The sequence below is a fragment of the Pseudoalteromonas sp. MIP2626 genome, assembly GCF_013414205.1.
Taxonomy (GTDB): domain Bacteria; phylum Pseudomonadota; class Gammaproteobacteria; order Enterobacterales; family Alteromonadaceae; genus Pseudoalteromonas; species Pseudoalteromonas nigrifaciens.
Map to the genome: position 1 here is coordinate 1 of NZ_JAATTW010000111.1, position 1,397 is coordinate 1,397.

General features: G+C 38.6%; 2 pseudogenes. One reads left to right on the top strand and one right to left on the bottom strand.

Annotation, left to right across the window (positions count from 1 at the left end):
• Nucleotides 1-164: 164 nt before the first annotated feature.
• Nucleotides 165-476: pseudogene (locus HC000_RS18220) on the top strand (LysE family transporter); the annotation flags it as partial.
• Nucleotides 477-935: 459 nt separating this feature from the next.
• Here the strand turns inward: HC000_RS18220 and HC000_RS18225 are convergent.
• Nucleotides 936-1,397 (bottom strand): annotated as a pseudogene (locus HC000_RS18225) (transposase); the annotation flags it as partial.

Here is a 1,397-nt window from a genome sequence, read left to right on the forward strand (position 1 = left end):
GTTACCAACAAGGCGTCATGAGCGCAGCTTTCCACGATGTGTGAAAAAGAAACCATCTAAATATCCCTATAAAAAAAAGCCAGTCAGTGTTAACTGACTGGCATTAGCCAGTACCCGCAGTATATAATGGCGCTGCTAGTGAATTAGGCGAAACACCATTAAAGTGGATGAAAAAAGGCTTTATTATTAGCGGGTTAAATCCTAAAGTAATGCTGCTATTTTTAGCATTATTGCCACAATTTGTATTTCCGAGCTTTTCATTTTCGATCACCGAGCAGCTGTTAGTATTAAGCGTAATTCATTTAATTGGCTGTGGCTTTGTATATTGGTTTATTGGTGTTAGCGCCCGAAAAATATTAAGCAATAACCCGGCACTTGCGATTAAATTTGGTCGACTTTCTGCCATTATATTATTTATTTTAGGCTCTTTAATGCTGTTTGATAGCGCACAAAAGCTACTAGTACACTTACAGTAATACACGCATAAAAAATAAAGCCTAAGCAGTACTTTAAACACCGCTTAGGCTTTTTTATTACTAATATTGTCTTGCCCTCAAATATATTTAAAAACGTAGGTCGGTTAAGCGAAGCGCCACCCGACGGGCGAATATCAGCATTACTTCAGATCATTGTTATATCAACTTAAATCAACTTAAAATAGTTCTCACTTAGCACTCAAAGCCAAAAAATTAAAATGACACCCACTCTAATTATTAATCTCTTTGGAAAATTTAAATGACACCCATTCTAATTATTAATCCCTTTGGTGTTTATCTAAACAAACATTGCTAGGCTTAAAAGCATCCTTAATTTTTAAAACACCTCTGCTTATTCAGATAACGTTGTATTTAACTGCTTTTTATTCATTTTTAGGCATGCGAAATACTGTGCTTTCACAGTGAGGGGGAATAACGGAGAGTTTTTGAAGTAAAATTTTAAGCCAGTAGCTTTTCGCAGTTACTAACGTTGGTGCGCCGCTTTCTGTTTAGGTGTTCGCAGTATCCTTCGTGTGACGCTGGGCGACCTACTGCGCCATGAAATACGCGACTAAATTGTGTGGTGAGTTTTAGCCAGTTTTCGGGGGTAATGTTTACTCTTTGTAACAGGGGTAATGTGCTGCTTTCGATATAGCCTGCTTTACCTTCGCGTATACAACGCCCGGTTAATTCTACTAGTTCAAGGTAAGATTTAAGCGCAAAGGGTAATCCTTTCGCCATGTGCTTTTTTGGTTTACCTGAAAAGCGCAGGAGTTGCTTCGGTTGCTTACCTGCAGTGGCACTTTCAATGCGTATTTTTACGCTGGTATGCTCTGATGTTTCTGGTGTTGCTGCTGCCTTTGCTCTTATTGGGTTTAAATCAACATATGCCATACAGGCGATTAATGCCGCTTCATCTAA